The sequence below is a fragment of the Litoreibacter ascidiaceicola genome (genome assembly GCF_900129235.1).
GTDB lineage: Bacteria > Pseudomonadota > Alphaproteobacteria > Rhodobacterales > Rhodobacteraceae > Litoreibacter > Litoreibacter ascidiaceicola.
In genome coordinates this window covers 272,228-287,661 of record NZ_FQUV01000001.1, presented here as the reverse complement: position 1 = coordinate 287,661, position 15,434 = coordinate 272,228, and the positions used below count along the sequence as shown (strand labels likewise).

Below are 15,434 nucleotides of genomic sequence, written 5' to 3'. Positions count from 1 at the left end.
ATTGTTGTTGTTTTGAGAGCCGTTTATACCGCGCGACGCTATACGGCCGGAAATATTCTTATGGGTGCATAACTGCTTAGCAGACACGAAGGTTCGCATGGATTGCCATCTGTCGATGCATCGTGGCAGAGGAACCCGGCGTGGAACTCAGAGCCGAAAATGATTGCTTTTGCTAGGCCGATTGTCCCAATGCCGGTTTTGCCCAACTGATCCCCCCGTGGCCCAAAGGGCTTATTGTCAGAAGCTTGGTATGAACCTTTATGGCTCGCCCGCCGCAGCTAGCGCGAACTGCAACTCATGGGACGAACCAGCTGCTTCACCCAGCAGGTTAGACTTGGCCTTTTTCTGCAATTTGGAGAGTTAGAATGGTGAACAGTAGGATGGATGGGCTGATGTCGATCGGTATCAATAGGGGACCCAATCAGTAAAGGCGTCGGTGCCTCGTATGTTAGCATTTGGCCCTGAATATCGGCATGCCCGTGGTTTATGGAAGAGCAAAATCAGTAAGTTTTTAGAATTGGCGTGGTATTGATTGCGGTATCTGAGAATTGAATCCTAAGAAATTCATTTAATAATATTGACCTATGTTTCTACTATTGCGGACCTTTGCCGTCACAGCGGCTGAACGCCGCTCTCAGCTTTGCATGTTGTCGATCAGGACGCTGGGTTTTGCGAAGGCTTCGAGCGTTTCGACGTCGCCGATTTTGATCTGGCTGCCGGAGACCGTCACACCAAAAGGGCTTAGTCCTTTGAAGGCGCGGCTCAGGTTTTCGGGGGTCATCCCCAGAAACGAGGCCAGTCGTCGTTTTTCCATGCTCAGATCAATCACCGACGAGCCTGTTTTGTTGTGCTGGCGCAGCAGGTAGTTTGCCAGCCGCTCCAGCGAGGAGCGCAGCTTGAGGTCTTTGGTGTTCTTGACGACCGTGCGATAGCACTGTGCCAACTCGTTCACGATGGCGCGGGCGAAGGCGGCATCAATGTCAAAAATCGCCCGTACGTCCTGCGATGGAATAAGGGCAATGCGGCTTTTCTCCAGCGTGCGTGCGGACATCAGGTAGGGCGCGTCCTTGATCGTTGCGGCTAGAATGAACGTCGAGACCGGCCTGATCGTCGCCATGCTCGTCTCCTGGTCGTTCCAGCATGAATAGAGATCGACAGAGCCGGACAGCACGACATGCAGAAAGTCGGAACTCTCTCCCTCCATGATCAGCTCGATTCTTTGCGGGAAGTTCTGCACGTAGGATCCGCGCATCAGAGCTTTGAAGTTGCTCTCTTCCATCTCCGAAAAAAGATCAAGGCTTCGGATGTCAGCGTGGTGCGACTCAGGCATGTTCGGTTTCCCTAGGTTCAGGATGCATTGTCGCCGCTTCAATTGATTAATGTCAAACGGTTGATTGATCTATCCGGTCATCAGCCTTGATATTGCAATGGCTCCGCTTGACTAAAGTTTGTAACCCATTTGTTTTGCTGCGTTTTCCCCCTGTTTTGACTCAGATCAATCTTAATGAGCCCCTCAGTATCCTAGTTTGCCGCGTAATTGATGTGCCGTTCGGGCGCATGCAAATGAAAGGACACGTCGTGAACGCACTTTCCGGAGTAACGCGTGGAGACCAAAACCGGGCTCTGTCTCTCAGTACAATCGCATTTACGCTCAACTTTGCAGTCTGGACTATTTTTGCCATTATCGGCGTTCAGATCAAATCCGAGTTGGGGCTTAACGAAACACAATTTGGCATCTTGGTGGCAACGCCGATCCTGACAGGGTCGCTTACACGATTGATGTTGGGTATCTGGACAGAGCAATACGGGGGCAGGATCGTTTTTCCGGTCCAGATGCTTTTGGCAGCGGCAGCCACTTTCCTGCTGACCATGGCCGATACCTATATAATGTTCTTGGTCGCAGCACTTGGTGTTGGCCTCGCTGGCGGCTCGTTCGCAGTCGGGGTCGCTTACGTGTCGCACTGGTATCCGCGCGAGAAGCAGGGCACGGCGCTTGGCATCTTCGGGGCTGGTAACGTCGGTGCTGCAGTGACCAAGTTCGGTGCTCCGTTTGTGATGGTCGCTTATGGCTGGGAAGCTGTGGCGAATATTTGGGCGCTTGGCCTTGCCGCAATCGCGATTGTCTTCTTCCTTTTCGCCAAGGATGATCCGGTCTTCGAGGCCCGTCGCAAATCCGGTGGCAAGGCCCTGACGCTGAGCGCGCAGCTTGCACCGCTCAAGAACATTCAGGTTTGGCGTTTCTCGCTCTATTATTTCTTTGTTTTCGGCGCCTTCGTCGCTTTGGCGCTATGGTTGCCGCACTATCTGGTTGATGTGTACGCGGTCGATATTCGCACCGCCGGTATGGCTGCTGCCGCGTTCTCTTTGTCGGCTAGTATATTCCGAGCATATGGTGGCCATTTGAGCGACCGTTTCGGCGCACGGGCAGTGATGTACTGGACATTCGGGTTCTCGCTACTGATGCTGTTCATGCTGTCCTATCCGTCGACCAGCTACACAATCCACGCCAAGGGTGGGGACATTTCATTCTCCACCGAAATGGGGTTTGGAGCATTTGTTTTGATGATCTTCGGTCTTGGCTTTTTCATGAGCCTTGGTAAGGCGGCGGTCTACAAGCACATCCCTGTTTATTACCCTGATAACGTCGGTTCAGTTGGTGGTCTTGTCGGGATGATCGGTGGTCTTGGCGGTTTCGTATTGCCGATTATCTTTGGCGCTTTGCTGGACTTGACTGGAGTTTATACAACCTGTTTCGCCTTCCTGTTCCTGTTGGTCGCAATCGCGCTGACATGGATGCACTTCTCGGTGCGCAACATGGAGCGTGCCAACCCTGATGTTGCCCGCGACGCGTTGCCTGAGTTGCCTGAATTCGAAGGTATGCCAATCCCGGTTGCCCCGTCTGCTGCAACGTTGACCGAGTGGGAGCCCGAGAACGAAGAGTTCTGGGCGACGAAAGGGCGCAAGATTGCACGCCGCAATCTGTGGATCTCGATCCCGGCACTGCTTTTGGCGTTTTCGGTCTGGATGGTGTGGTCGGTCGTGGTTGCGCGTTTGCCTGCCATCGGGTTCGACTTCTCCCAAGGCCAGCTGTTCTGGCTTGCGGCGCTTCCTGGTCTGTCCGGTGCAACGCTACGCATCTTCTACAGCTTCATGGTGCCGATCTTTGGTGGGCGGCTCTGGACAACCCTGTCCACCGCATCGCTGCTGCTGCCCGCAATGGGCATCGGCTACGCCGTGCAGAACCCCGAAACGCCATACCTGATCTTCTTGGTGCTGGCGCTGCTCTGTGGTCTGGGTGGTGGTAACTTTGCGTCCTCCATGGCCAATATCAGCTTCTTCTATCCAAAAGCTGAAAAGGGGAACGCACTGGCGCTGAATGCCGGTCTTGGCAACCTCGGTGTGTCCGTCATGCAGTTTCTGGTGCCGCTGGTCATCACCATGGGTGTCTTCGGTGCTTTGGGCGGTGAGCCGGTAGCCCTTAGCGATGGCGGCGAGCTTTGGTTGCAAAACGCAGGCTTCGTCTGGGTACCGTTCATCATCTTGGCTACAATCGCGGCCTATCTGGGGATGAACGATATTGCTTCGGCCAAATCGTCCTTCTCGGATCAGGCTATTATCTTCTCACGGTTCCACAACTGGATCATGTGTATCCTATACACGGGTACATTCGGGAGCTTCATCGGGTATTCAGCGGGCTTCCCGCTGCTGATGAAAACCCAGTTTCCTGAAGTCAACGCGCTGCAATTTGCCTTCCTTGGCCCACTTGTAGGAGCTTTGAGCCGCGCTGGTACCGGATGGATATCTGACAAGTTCGGTGGTGGTCGGGTGACGTTCTGGACGTTTGTCGGAATGATCGTAGCGGTCTTCGGTGTGCTGCAATTCCTGCCAGCTGATGGGGTAGGCGGTAACTTCTGGATGTTCTTTGCCTGCTTCATGGCGCTGTTCTTCCTGACAGGTGTCGGCAATGCATCGACCTTCCAGATGATCCCGGCAATCATGCGCCAGGAAGTTCCGCGCCTGATGCCTGATCTGGATGCTGGATTGCTGCAAAAGCAGATCGAACGCGAAAGCGCCGCGATCATCGCTTTCACCAGTGCAATCGCGGCTTACGGGGCCTTCTTTATCCCGAAAAGCTACGGCACCTCGATTGCAATGACAGGTGCACCGAATGGCGCACTCTGGGCCTTCCTTGTTTTCTACGCAATCTGTGCGGTGATTTGCTGGGTCTACTACAGCCGCAAAACAGCACCTGTTCCTTGCTGAACCAAACAACCTCCTGCGCCGCCCGAGGACGGGCGGCGCACTTAACGCCACTTAGGAGACAATGACATGAGCCACCTGCTCGACAGATTGAACTTCCTCCAGTCCAAGGAATTGGAACAGTTCTCGAACGGACACGGACAAGTGACCCGTGAAAACCGCGATTGGGAAGACACGTATCGCAATCGCTGGCGTCACGACAAAGTGGTGCGCTCGACCCACGGGGTGAACTGCACCGGGTCGTGCAGCTGGAAGATTTACGTGAAGTCCGGCATCGTGACATGGGAAACCCAACAGACCGACTACCCGCGCACGCGTCCTGATCTGCCCAACCACGAGCCGCGCGGCTGCGCGCGTGGGGCGTCCTATAGCTGGTATTTGTATTCTGCGAACCGGGTGAAAAACCCGTTGATCCGCGGCAAGTTGATGAAGATCTGGCGCAAAATGCGCGAGACGATGGACCCGATTGCGGCATGGACCGCGATCCAGAGCGACCCGATCCTGCGCGCGTCCTATGTCGAGACACGCGGCAAGGGCGGCTTCGTGCGCGCCACTTGGGACGAGGCGACCGAGATCACCGCGGCGGCCAACGCCTATACCGCCAAAACCTACGGCCCTGACCGCGTCTTCGGCTTCTCGCCCATTCCAGCAATGTCGATGGTGTCTTACGCGGCGGGCTCCCGGTATCTGTCGCTGTTGGGCGGCACCGTCATGTCCTTCTACGACTGGTATTGCGATTTGCCACCAGCCTCGCCGATGACTTGGGGCGAGCAGACGGACGTTCCCGAAAGCGCCGACTGGTACAATGCGGGCTATCTGCTGCTCTGGGGTTCGAACGTGCCGCAAACACGGACACCTGACGCGCATTTCTACACCGAAGCCCGCTACAAAGGCACCAAATCTGCTGTCATCTGCCCTGACTATTCGGAGGCCGCCAAGTTTGGCGATGTTTGGTTGAATGCCAAGCAGGGGACTGACGCGGCGCTGTCGATGGCGTTCGGTCACGTGATCCTTCGCGAATTCCACCTTGATCGTCAGGCCGAGTATTTCGAGGACTACACCCGCAAATACTCCGACTTCCCGATGCTGGTGAAGCTGGAAGAAAAGGACGGGCGCATGATCCCGGGCCGCTTCCTGCGGGCGGATGATCTGGCAGGCAAGCTGGGTGAAAAGAACAACCCCGAGTGGAAAACCGTTGCCTATGACGAGACGTCCAAGGCGTTTGTCGCCCCGAACGGATCGGTCGGCTACCGCTGGGGCGAGGACGGGGAATGGAACCTCGAAGAACGTGCATCGGCGGCTGATACCAAACTTTCGATGAGCTTCGTTCTGGAGGAAGAACACGACGAGGTTGTCGGCGTTGATTTCCCATATTTTGGCGGCGAGGCTGTTGGCCAGTTCGCAACCGATGCGGATCATCCTGATGTCCTGACACGCAACATTCCCGTCAAGATGATCAAAGGGCCGAAAGGCAAGAAGATCGCCGTAGCAACGGTGTTCGACCTGTTTTGCGCCAACTACGGCCTTGATCGTGGTTTGGGTGGCGATTGGGTCACCAGTGACTATGCCGACGACATGCCCGGTACTCCGGCTTGGGCAGAGAAGATCACCGGTGTGCCGCAGGACAAGATCATCCACGTCGCCCGCGAGTTTGCGGACAATGCAGAGAAGACCAACGGCAAGTCGATGGTCATCTTGGGCGCCGGTCTGAACCACTGGTACCACATGGACATGAACTACCGCGGCATCATCAACATGCTGGTGATGTGTGGGTGTGTTGGTCAGTCCGGCGGTGGCTGGGCGCACTATGTGGGGCAGGAAAAGCTGCGTCCGCAAACCGGCTGGCAACCATTGGCCTTCGCACTTGATTGGAACCGTCCGCCACGGCACATGAACTCCACCTCGGCGTGGTATGCGCACACGGATCAGTGGCGTTACGAGACGCTGGAGTCGAAGGAAATCCTAAGCCCGACAGCACCGGACGGCGATTGGGACGCAAGCCTGATCGACTACAACATCCGCGCCGAGCGGATGGGGTGGCTGCCGTCTGCGCCACAGCTGAAGACGAACCCGCTGGAGGTTGCCAAGGCGGCGAAGGCGGCAGGCAAGGAGGTTCCGGCCTACGTGACGGAGCAGCTGAAATCCGGCGATTTGCAGATGGCCTGCGAAGACCCCGATGCGCCGGAAAACTGGCCGCGCAACTTGTTTGTGTGGCGCTCCAACCTGCTTGGCTCGTCCGGTAAGGGGCACGAGTACTTCCTCAAGCACCTGCTTGGCACCGATCATGGCGTCATGGGCAAGGACTTGGGCGAAGAGGGGGGGCAACTTCCCAAAGAGGCCAAATGGCATGACGAAGCGCCACGCGGCAAGCTGGACCTGCTGGTGACCATCGACTTCCGTATGTCGACCACCTGCGTCTATTCCGACATCGTTCTGCCTACGGCGTCCTGGTACGAAAAAGACGACATGAACACGTCGGACATGCACCCGTTCATCCACCCGCTACAGGCGGCTGTGGACCCTGCCTACGAGTCCAAATCGGATTGGGAAATCTTCAAATCTCTCGCGAAGAAATTTCAAGAGATCACTCCGGGCTATCTGGAGCACGAGACGGACATCGTTGCCTTGCCGATCCTTCACGACACACCTGCCGAGATTGCGCAGGATCAGGTGATGGACTGGAAAAAGGGCGAATGCGAGCTGATCCCCGGCAAAACCGCACCGAACTACATTACGGTCGAGCGGGACTACACAGCAATCTATGATCGCTTCACTGCCCTTGGTCCGCTCATGGACAAGCTCGGGAATGGCGGCAAAGGCATCAATTGGAACACCCAAGACGAGATCGACAACCTGTCGGCCTTGAACGGGGTCCAGCTAGACGGTGCCGCTGCGGGTCGTCCAAAAATCGACACCGCCATCGACGCCTGCGAGGTCATCTTGATGCTGGCGCCGGAAACCAACGGCGAGGTTGCGGTCAAAGCGTGGGAAGCGCTCGAAAAAGCCACGGGACGCGAACATGCGCATCTGGCCGAAGGCGAACACCACAACAAGATCCGTTTCCGGGACATCGCGGCGCAACCGCGCAAGATCATCTCGTCGCCCACATGGTCGGGCATTGAGAGCGAGAAGGTCAGCTACAACGCGGGTTACACCAACGTGCACGAGTTGATCCCCTGGCGGACCCTGACAGGTCGTCAGCAGCTCTATCAGGATCACCTGTGGATGCGCGCCTTTGGTGAAGGGTTCATGAGCTACCGGCCTCCGGTCGACCTCAAGACCATCACCGATGCGGTGAAGGATGAAGGTGACAGCCTTGTGCTGAACTTTATCACGCCGCACCAGAAATGGGGCATCCACTCGACCTATTCCGACAACCTGTTGATGCTGACGCTGAACAGGGGCGGGCCGGTGGTCTGGATTTCGGAAGTGGACGCCAAATCGGCGGGCATTGTCGATAACGACTGGATCGAGCTGTACAACATCAACGGTGCCTTAACGGCCCGTGCGGTGGTGTCCCAGCGGATCAAGGAAGGCACGACCTTCATGTATCACGCACAGGAAAAGATCGTGAACACCCCCGGCTCCGAGAAGACGGGCAACAGGGGCGGTATCCACAACTCGGTCACCCGCACGGTGCTGAAGCCGACCCACATGATCGGCGGCTACGCGCAGCAGTCCTACGGGTTCAACTACTACGGGACCGTGGGGTCGAACCGGGACGAGTTCGTCGTTGTTCGTAAAATGAAAAATGTCGACTGGCTTGATGATGAAGCAACCGACAACAAGGAGGCTGCAGAATGAAAGTTCGCGCTCAAATCGGCATGGTGCTGAACCTCGATAAATGCATCGGGTGTCATACCTGCTCTGTGACCTGCAAGAACGTATGGACCAGCCGCGACGGTGTCGAATACGCATGGTTCAACAACGTCGAAACCAAGCCGGGCCTTGGCTATCCCACCGACTGGGAAAACCAGGCCCGCTGGAACGGCGGTTGGGAACGCAGCAAGGGCGGCAAACTGCAGCCCAAGCAAGGTGGCAAGTGGCGGATTTTGGCGAATATCTTCGCCAACCCCGACCTGCCCGAGATCGACGACTACTACGAGCCGTTCGATTTCGACTATGATCACCTGAAATCTGCGCCCGAAGTGAAGGCGTTCCCGACGGCACGCCCACGCTCGAAGATTACCGGCGAGCGGATGCAGAAGATCGAGAAAGGCCCGAACTGGGAAGAAATCCTTGGTGGCGAATTCTCCAAGCGCTCGGAAGACTACAACTTCGAGGGCATCCAGAAGGAGATCTATGGCGAGTACGAGAATACATTCATGATGTATCTCCCGCGTCTGTGCGAACACTGCCTGAACCCGGCTTGCGCGGCCTCGTGCCCGTCAGGTGCGATCTACAAGCGTGAAGAAGACGGCATCGTTCTGATCGACCAAGAGAAATGCCGCGGCTGGCGGATGTGTGTGTCCGGCTGCCCCTACAAGAAGATTTACTACAACTGGGAAAGCGGCAAATCCGAGAAATGCACGTTGTGTTACCCTCGCATTGAATCCGGCAACCCGACCGTGTGTTCGGAAACCTGTGTGGGCCGCATCCGCTATCTGGGTGTGATGCTTTATGATGCAGACAAGATCGAAGAGGCTGCGAACGCACCTGAGACGACCGATCTGTATGATGCACAGCTTGGCGTGTTCCTTGACCCCAAAGACCCCGAGGTGATCAAAGCGGCCCGCCGCGATGGTGTGCCGGAGGATTGGATCAAATCTGCCGCCGAAAGCCCGATCTGGAAAATGGCGATGGATTGGAAAGTCGCGTTCCCGCTGCACCCGGAATACCGGACGTTGCCTATGGTGTGGTACATCCCGCCGCTCTCCCCGATCCAGAACGCAGCAGAGGCCGGTGCAATCGGTATGACCGGCGGAATGCCGGATGTGCGCAACCTGCGTATCCCGCTGAAATACCTCGCCAATATGCTGACGGCAGGGGATGAAGCGCCTGTTGCCACCGCGTTGGAGCGGATGCTGGCCATGCGTGCCTATATGCGGTCCAAAACCGTAGAGGGTGTGATCGACGAAGGCATCGTCGAGAAGGTCGGGCTGAGCGGTCGGATGATCGAGGACATGTATAAGATCATGGCCCTTGCCGACTACGAGGACCGTTTCGTGATCCCGACAACCCACCGTGAACAGGTCGAGGATGCGTATGAATTGCGCTCCGGCTGTGGCTTCACCGATACCAACGGATGTTCTCCGGGTATCTCCAAAGGCTCGCTTTTCGGCGGGTCGAAGAAAGCCCTGAAAATGCCTGATCTGAAAATCCCGCAGGAGGCGAAATAACATGGACCGTACTCTTAAAGCGATCTCGCTGATCCTGAGCTACCCGACGCGGGATTTGCAGGAAGCCATGCCGGAAATCGGCGGTGTTCTTGCCGCCGAGTCCCGCCTTACAACAGCGGCACGGCGGGCGTTGCGCCCGCTGGTCGAAGCCCTCAGCGAGAGCGACATCTACGAGCTGCAAGAGCAGTATGTGATGCTGTTCGACCGGTCGCGCACATTGTCGCTCAATCTGTTCGAGCACGTTCACGGCGAAAGTCGCGACAGGGGTGGGGCGATGGTGTCTCTGGTAGAAACCTACAGAGATGGCGGGTTTGAGCCTGCCACCTCGGAGCTGCCCGATCATTTGCCGGTGTTGCTGGAGTTTCTGGCGACCCGTCCGGCGGATGAGGCTCAAGACATCCTGGCGGATGCGGCCCATATCTTTGACGCGTTGACCGAACGGTTGGCACGTCGCGAAAGCGCTTATGGCGCGGTGTTTGCCGCTCTATTGCAGCTTTCAGGCGCGAAGGTTGACAGCGCGGCGGTTGCCGAACTGCTGGAGCAACCCGACGTCGATCCCAACGACCTAGAGGCGCTGGACGAGATTTGGGAGGAGAGCGAAGTGCTGTTCGGCCCTGATCCGAACGCCGGCTGCCCACAAGTGCGCGACATGCTTTCACGCATGGACGAACCTGTCACCCCCGCGCCGCAGCATGCGGCCGAATAGGGAGAAAACAACATGCAAGAACATCTTGATTACTTCATCTTCGGGATCATGCCCTATATCGCGCTGACCGTTCTGGTTGTCGGGTCGATCGCACGCTACGAGCGTGATCCGTTCACGTGGAAGTCGTCTTCCAGCCAGCTATTGCGGCGCAAACAGCTTGTGTGGGGCTCTATCCTGTTCCACGTGGGCATCATCACCGTCTTCGGCGGGCATCTGGTTGGCCTGTTTACCCCGGTTTGGGTGTTGGACGCGCTTGGCGTTCCTTATGCGCTCAAGCAGTGGATGGCCGTTATCCTTGGCGGCACGGCGGGTATTATGGCGCTGATCGGCGCCACGCTGTTGATCCATCGCCGCGTCACCGACCCGCGTATCTGGCGGCACACAAGCTTTGCGGATATCGGAATTCTGGTTCTGATCTGGCTGCAACTGCTGATCGGTCTAGGCACCATCACGCTGACGCTCCAACATATGGACGGGGCCGAAATGGTGCGCTTCATGACATGGTCACAAAGTGTGGTCTTCCTGAAGCTCAACGCGTGGGCGATGGTTGTGAATGTTCACTGGCTCTACAAAATCCACATCTTCCTCGGGCTTCTGATTACGATCCTGTTCCCGTTCACGCGACTGGTGCACATGATCTCGGGATTTGCGGCACCGTTCCGCTACCTCTCGCGGCCCGGCTACCAAATCGTGCGGTCTCGCCGCAAATCAGTAAAACCTGCGGAGTAGGATCTATGAACGCATCTTTGTTCCCTGACCTTGTGGTCAACGGCGAAACCGTCCCGCACGCATTGATCGCGGCCGAGACGCAGCACCATGATGCCCCGAAGGGCAAACCCGGTATCGCGTGGCGCAAAGCGGCCAATGCTGTGGCCGTGCGCACCTTGCTCTTGCAAGAAGCCAAGCGGCAGGGTTTGCAAGCTGAACCGGCCGAAGTCGGGCCGGGACGCTTCGAGACAAAAGAGGAGGCCCTGATCAGGGGCCTTCTCGATCAGGCGGTGGATGTCGGCGCGCCCGACGATGCCGACATCCGCGCCGAGTTCGATCGCAACCCCGAGCGGTTCCGCTCGCCCGTACTTTGGGAGGTGTCGCATGTTCTGTGCGCCTGCGATCCGCGTGACAAAGCGGCCACGGAGAAAGCGCTCAAACGCGCCGAACTGATCGCCAAAATGGCGTTCAAGGAGCCCAAAGGTTTCGCGTCGTTGGCTAAGCGCGAAAGCGATTGTGGCTCCAAGTCTTCGGGTGGGGCGTTGGGCCAGCTTGGTCCGGGCGATACGGTGCCGGAGTTCGAAGCCGTTCTACGCGAGATGTCGGAGGGTGAAATTACCGAAAATCCGGTTTTGAGCCGTCACGGTTATCACATCATCCGCTTGGATGCGTTGGCCGAGGGACAACCTCTGCCATTCGAGAGCGTGCGTCAGAAAATTTCTGATGCCATGGAAAAGGCGACTTGGGCGCGTCAGGCGCGGGAGTTTGTCGATCAACTGGTTCAGGCGTCCGAAATCAAAGGGGCCGATTTGAAACCTGTCTAGCGATCCGAGGGTGACTTCATGACCGGCTCACATCGAAGAATTGGATATTTCCATTCAGCACGGGAGCTTGGAAATCCACTGGATTTTCTGGTGGAAGACAACACCCGCGAACGTGGTATCTGTGATCTGCTTGACCAGATAGCCCAGTCCGCGGCCCCAGAGGCCGCGGACGTGACAACCGTCATCACCTATTTGAAGGAAGAGCTTCCCTTGCATCTACAAGACGAGAACGAGGACCTGGTTCCGCTGATGCGTTTGCGGTGCAAGGCCGAAGACCGGATCGACGACGTGATCACGCGACTGCACTCCAACCATGGCCATGCGATGGTCGACCTTCCGGCGATTGTCTCGCTTCTGGGCAAGGCGACGCCGATGTCGCAGCGGACCCGCCGGATGATCCGGAACTTCGCGTCGCATGCCCGCAGTCATATAAGCGTCGAGAATGCAATTTTGCTGCCCATCGCGCGGGTCCGCTTGAAGGCAAATGACCTTGATAAAATGCGGCGGCACATGCTTGAGCGGCGTGGGCTCCACCGTGTGATAGGATAGCGCCATGCTAAAAACCCTTCTTGACCGGAATGCGCAGTGGTCGCGCCAGCGCAATGAAGAGGAGCCGGGCTACTTTGCCCGCCTCGCCACGCGCCAGACGCCGGAATTCTTCTGGATCGGCTGCTCGGACAGCCGCGTGCCGGCCAATGTCGTCGCAGGGCTTGATCCCGGCGAGGTATTCGTTCACCGCAACGTCGCGAATGTGGTTCATTCGACGGATATGAACCTGTTGTCGTCGCTGGAGTTCGCGGTCGATGCACTAAATATCCGCGAGGTGATCGTCTGCGGCCATTATGGCTGCGGTGGCGTGAAAGCGGCGACGGATGATCTGCCGCACGGCTTGGCCGACCATTGGCTGGAACCCATCCGGCGCTTGGCGCGGTCCTATGCGGTTGATCTATCGACGCTGGCCAATGCAGAGCTGGGGCAGGACAGGCTGGCGGAATTGAACGTGATCGAAGGTGTCCGGCGGATTGCCGAGACGCCGATTATCCAACGCTCGTGGAAAGCCGGTGTTGGCGTGCGCATTCACGGCTTGATCTACGGCCTGAAGAACGGCCTGCTGCGCGACCTCGATTGCACCGTCGGCCCCGGTCACTTTCAGTCGGAGGCTCAGTCGTGAGCCGGAATAACCTCTTTAACTCTCTCTCTTTGCAGGAAGGCTGAGCATATGAACATTGCTTACACAATCGCGCCCGGTCGCGGCGACACGGACTTGATGCTGGCAACGCTTGCCGAAACACTCGCTGGCAAGGGGCTGCGCTTGTGCGGCACCGTTCAGGTGAATACCGAACGGGTCTGCGACGGCCCGTGTGATATGGATGTACTGGTGCTTCCAGACGGGCCTGCCATCCGGATTTCGCAAAGCCTTGGCAAGGAGTCGCATGGATGTCGCCTTGACCCCGACGCGCTGGAACGCGCCGTTGGCATGGCCACGCAGCAGCTTCGGGCGGGGGCGGATGTGCTGATCGTCAACAAGTTCGGCAAGCACGAGGCCGACGGACGTGGCTTCAGGGATATTATAGCGGAGGCCATTTCGCTCGGCGTTCCGGTTCTTGTTGGAACAAACGGGCTCAGCGAGCACGCGTTCCTGGAATTTACCGACGGGTGCGCCCAAATGGTAGAGCCAAACGCTGAGGCTTTGGTCGAATGGGTCGAGGCGACGATGGAGCCGGCTTAGGCGGTCACAGATCAAGAGCGGCAGATTTGATTATAGCGCGTCGCCTTGAATGGCAGCACGAAGTGCTGCGTGATCTATGGCGATACCGGTGAAGATATCCCAAGCGTCGACACCTTGGCCAAAGAACAGCTCGTAGCCGGAAATGATGCGTAGATCTGCGTGCGTCGCATCTTGCAGGAAGTTGGTATCGACAGGGGTATAAACTGCATCGAAGGCCCAAGACGCACCGCGCATCGCGTCGGCGGGCAGGGGGGTGCCACCAATGCCGCCCATGCCCAGCGGTGTGCAGTTGATTATACCGCCCGCACCTTGCGCGGCGGTGATCACGTCTGAGGAGACTGTAACGTGGATGTCAGGGGCAAAGGCGATCAACGCCTCGGCCAGCTCGCGCGCTTTATCACCGTCGAGATCGACAAGGCGGATTTCTCTCGCGTTCAACGCGATCAGGCCGAACGCGACTGCCTTGCCGACGCCTCCTGTCCCGATCAGGCAGACCTTCCCGGGGTTTTCGTCGCGCGTAGAGCGGTAGGCCCGCACGAAGCCACTGTAATCGGTGTTGTGTCCTTGTGGTCCATCTGGCGTGAACACAACCGTATTCACCGCGCCAATCGCACGCACCAAGGGATCGGTCACGGTGACCTTCTTCACCACCAGCTCTTTATACGGGTAGGTCACGTTGAGCCCGCGAAACCCGCTGGCTTGCGCCTGTGCGAAAACCTCTTCGAAGGTCAGGCCCATCTCTTTGGGGACGAGGCGGTCATAGGTGACCTCTACCCCTGTTAGCTGCCCTGCTGTTCGGTGCAGGTGAGGGGCCTTTGATGCGGCGATATTATCCCCAATCAGTCCGAGTTTAATGGTCATGGTGTCGTGCTCTATCTGCAACTGGGTTGTTAAATGACTTCGCTTGGCTTGTTCCCACGTCACGGAACAACTCCGCAATGCCCGTCAGGTGGTCGGCCAAAGGGTTGGTGTTGCGCCACACCATGCCGATTGTGCGGGAGGGTTGGGGCTTGGGCAGTCGCGCGACAGACACAGCGGCGGAGCGGGTCTCGATTGGCACTGCCATCTCGGGGATCAAAGTGACGCCAATGCCCGCACCGACCATTTGGACCAAGGTCGAGAGCGAACTCGCCTCCATCAAGTCGCGCGGCAGGGATGACGACAGGTTGCAATACGAAATCGCCTGATCGCGGAAGCAGTGGCCTTCCTCTAGCAAAAGCAGCCGCATTTCACGCAGCTTGTCAGAGCTGGGGACAGGTTTGTCGGCGTCAGCAAGAGGGCGCACCAACACGAAGTCCTCGTCGAACAGGGCCACCTCGGTCAGGGATGCCTCCGATACCGGAAGGGCGACGATTGCCGCATCGAGCCGCCCGTCCAGCAGATCGTCGATCAGGCGTTGCGTGACGGCCTCGCGCGGGTGCGGATCCAGATCAGGGTGGTGTTTCGACAGGCGTTTGACGAAGGCAGGCAACAGGTACGGTGCAATCGTCGGGATGATACCGATGCGGAACGGACCGGACAGCTCGTTTCGGGAGGCGCGGGCAAGGTCGCTTAGCTCGTCCACGGAACGCAGCACCTCGCGGGCGCGGATGGCGAACTCTTCACCCAGTCGGGTCAGGCGTATCTTGCGGGTGCTGCGTTCGACCAGCGGCGCGCCGAGGATTTGCTCCAGCTCTTTCATCTGCACAGACAGCGCGGGTTGCGAAATCGAGCACACATCGGCAGCCCGCCCGAAATGGCCGTGATGGGCAAGTGCTTCGAAGTATTTGAGATGTTTCAAGGTGATCTGACTCATAATCAGAAGTTATAGATATAATTAGAAAATACAAATTTTAACTATAGATTTTAACGCCTATAATTGACTCGGA

At 57.5% G+C, this 15,434-nt stretch carries 12 protein-coding genes; 9 read left to right on the top strand and 3 right to left on the bottom strand.

The window, feature by feature from the left end:
* Nucleotides 1–634: 634 nt before the first annotated feature.
* A complete protein-coding gene (locus BUB72_RS01320; protein WP_073139321.1) occupies nucleotides 635–1,330 on the bottom strand; it encodes a helix-turn-helix domain-containing protein in 696 nt (231 codons plus the stop codon).
* A 233-nt stretch (nucleotides 1,331–1,563) separates the two neighbouring features.
* On the opposite strand from BUB72_RS01320, the gene BUB72_RS01315 reads away from it, so the two are divergent.
* From BUB72_RS01315 to BUB72_RS01275, 9 genes are all read left to right on the top strand, one after another.
* Nucleotides 1,564–4,263 (top strand): nitrate/nitrite transporter, encoded by a 2,700-nt coding sequence (locus tag BUB72_RS01315; RefSeq protein ID WP_073140442.1) that lies wholly within the window; start codon nucleotides 1,564–1,566, stop codon nucleotides 4,261–4,263.
* A 66-nt stretch (nucleotides 4,264–4,329) separates the two neighbouring features.
* Nucleotides 4,330–8,064, top strand: coding sequence for a nitrate reductase subunit alpha (locus tag BUB72_RS01310; RefSeq protein WP_073139317.1), 3,735 nt, complete (start codon nucleotides 4,330–4,332; stop codon nucleotides 8,062–8,064).
* Complete coding sequence (gene narH / locus BUB72_RS01305; protein ID WP_073139314.1) at nucleotides 8,061–9,599, top strand: nitrate reductase subunit beta; 1,539 nt, start codon at nucleotides 8,061–8,063, stop codon at nucleotides 9,597–9,599. Before BUB72_RS01310 ends, narH begins: the two co-directional genes overlap by 4 nt.
* A 1-nt stretch (nucleotide 9,600) precedes the next feature.
* Nucleotides 9,601–10,305, top strand: coding sequence for a nitrate reductase molybdenum cofactor assembly chaperone (gene narJ / locus BUB72_RS01300; RefSeq protein WP_073139310.1), 705 nt, complete (start codon nucleotides 9,601–9,603; stop codon nucleotides 10,303–10,305).
* Nucleotides 10,306–10,317: 12 nt separating this feature from the next.
* Nucleotides 10,318–11,034 carry a respiratory nitrate reductase subunit gamma gene (narI, locus tag BUB72_RS01295; protein WP_073139306.1) on the top strand — a complete coding sequence of 239 codons (717 nt, stop codon included), beginning with the start codon at nucleotides 10,318–10,320 and terminating at the stop codon, nucleotides 11,032–11,034.
* A gap of 5 nt (nucleotides 11,035–11,039) precedes the next feature.
* Nucleotides 11,040–11,837: a peptidylprolyl isomerase gene (locus BUB72_RS01290; protein ID WP_073139303.1), complete on the top strand. Its 798-nt coding sequence runs from the start codon at nucleotides 11,040–11,042 to the stop codon at nucleotides 11,835–11,837.
* A gap of 18 nt (nucleotides 11,838–11,855) precedes the next feature.
* The gene (locus BUB72_RS01285; protein WP_073139300.1) at nucleotides 11,856–12,386 is read left to right on the top strand and encodes a hemerythrin domain-containing protein; all 531 of its coding nucleotides are present in this window, start codon (nucleotides 11,856–11,858) and stop codon (nucleotides 12,384–12,386) included.
* A gap of 4 nt (nucleotides 12,387–12,390) precedes the next feature.
* On the top strand, nucleotides 12,391–13,008 hold the full coding sequence (locus tag BUB72_RS01280; RefSeq protein ID WP_073139296.1) for a carbonic anhydrase: 618 nt from the start codon (nucleotides 12,391–12,393) through the stop codon (nucleotides 13,006–13,008).
* A gap of 48 nt (nucleotides 13,009–13,056) precedes the next feature.
* Nucleotides 13,057–13,566 (top strand): DUF2478 domain-containing protein, encoded by a 510-nt coding sequence (locus tag BUB72_RS01275; protein WP_073139293.1) that lies wholly within the window; start codon nucleotides 13,057–13,059, stop codon nucleotides 13,564–13,566.
* A gap of 30 nt (nucleotides 13,567–13,596) precedes the next feature.
* Here BUB72_RS01275 and BUB72_RS01270 read toward each other — a convergent pair whose 3' ends face one another.
* Nucleotides 13,597–14,427, bottom strand: coding sequence for a shikimate dehydrogenase family protein (locus BUB72_RS01270; protein ID WP_073139290.1), 831 nt, complete (start codon nucleotides 14,425–14,427; stop codon nucleotides 13,597–13,599).
* Nucleotides 14,417–15,361: a LysR substrate-binding domain-containing protein gene (locus BUB72_RS01265; RefSeq protein WP_073139287.1), complete on the bottom strand. Its 945-nt coding sequence runs from the start codon at nucleotides 15,359–15,361 to the stop codon at nucleotides 14,417–14,419. Before BUB72_RS01265 ends, BUB72_RS01270 begins: the two co-directional genes overlap by 11 nt.
* Nucleotides 15,362–15,434 lie beyond the last annotated feature (73 nt).

Bases quoted from the DNA above. Each gene is read 5' to 3' on its own strand.
- narI (WP_073139306.1), top strand. From the start codon at position 10,318: ATGCAAGAACATCTTGATTACTTCATCTTCGGGATCATGCCCTATATC.
- BUB72_RS01315 (WP_073140442.1), top strand. From the start codon at position 1,564: ATGAAAGGACACGTCGTGAACGCACTTTCCGGAGTAACGCGTGGAGAC.
- narJ (WP_073139310.1), top strand. From the start codon at position 9,601: ATGGACCGTACTCTTAAAGCGATCTCGCTGATCCTGAGCTACCCGACG.
- narH (WP_073139314.1), top strand. From the start codon at position 8,061: ATGAAAGTTCGCGCTCAAATCGGCATGGTGCTGAACCTCGATAAATGC.
- BUB72_RS01290 (WP_073139303.1), top strand. From the start codon at position 11,040: ATGAACGCATCTTTGTTCCCTGACCTTGTGGTCAACGGCGAAACCGTC.
- BUB72_RS01265 (WP_073139287.1), bottom strand. From the start codon at position 15,361: ATGAGTCAGATCACCTTGAAACATCTCAAATACTTCGAAGCACTTGCC.
- BUB72_RS01270 (WP_073139290.1), bottom strand. From the start codon at position 14,427: ATGACCATTAAACTCGGACTGATTGGGGATAATATCGCCGCATCAAAG.
- BUB72_RS01275 (WP_073139293.1), top strand. From the start codon at position 13,057: ATGAACATTGCTTACACAATCGCGCCCGGTCGCGGCGACACGGACTTG.
- BUB72_RS01320 (WP_073139321.1), bottom strand. From the start codon at position 1,330: ATGCCTGAGTCGCACCACGCTGACATCCGAAGCCTTGATCTTTTTTCG.
- BUB72_RS01280 (WP_073139296.1), top strand. From the start codon at position 12,391: ATGCTAAAAACCCTTCTTGACCGGAATGCGCAGTGGTCGCGCCAGCGC.
- BUB72_RS01310 (WP_073139317.1), top strand. From the start codon at position 4,330: ATGAGCCACCTGCTCGACAGATTGAACTTCCTCCAGTCCAAGGAATTG.
- BUB72_RS01285 (WP_073139300.1), top strand. From the start codon at position 11,856: ATGACCGGCTCACATCGAAGAATTGGATATTTCCATTCAGCACGGGAG.